This is a genomic window from Corallococcus sp. AB038B (assembly GCF_003668955.1).
GTDB lineage: Bacteria > Myxococcota > Myxococcia > Myxococcales > Myxococcaceae > Corallococcus > Corallococcus exiguus.
This window is the reverse complement of record NZ_RAWO01000301.1, coordinates 1-396: the sequence shown is the minus strand read 5'-3', so window position 1 is coordinate 396 and position 396 is coordinate 1. Positions and strand designations below refer to the sequence as shown.

Genomic DNA, 396 nt, shown 5'->3' with positions numbered 1-396 from the left:
AGCTCCGCCGCGCGCTTCGCCGTCACCGACAGCAGGACGACCTCCGGCTGCAGCGAATCCGCCACCTCCGCGAGCCCGCTCTCCCGTTCGGCCGACGCGCAGTGGTAGCCGCTCGCGGTCAGCCGCTCCATCAAGGCGTCGCCGGACTCCTTCCCGGCCACCACCAGCACGCGTCCCCGCTGATCCGCCTGCATCTCGACTCACACAGTGAACCTCTCGCCAACCGGGCCCGGACCAGGACTCGATGGGGAGGCTGCAAAAACCCGTTGAGTGCGTAAGGGTTCATGGTTCGGATCCCGATCATGCCGCTGATCACGTCCGTGGGCCAGAGCGGCGCACATCCGGAGACGGCGGTAACTGTGAGTGGAGACGCGGATGCGCCACGCCCATCGTGGC

1 protein-coding gene is annotated in these 396 nt (G+C 68.2%); it reads right to left on the bottom strand.

The genetic code is table 11. The annotated features are described in order from the left end of the window. A partial coding sequence (locus tag D7Y04_RS43375; RefSeq protein ID WP_147477380.1) for a hypothetical protein occupies positions 1 to 194 on the bottom strand: 194 nt, incomplete at its 3' end. Positions 195 to 396 lie beyond the last annotated feature (202 nt).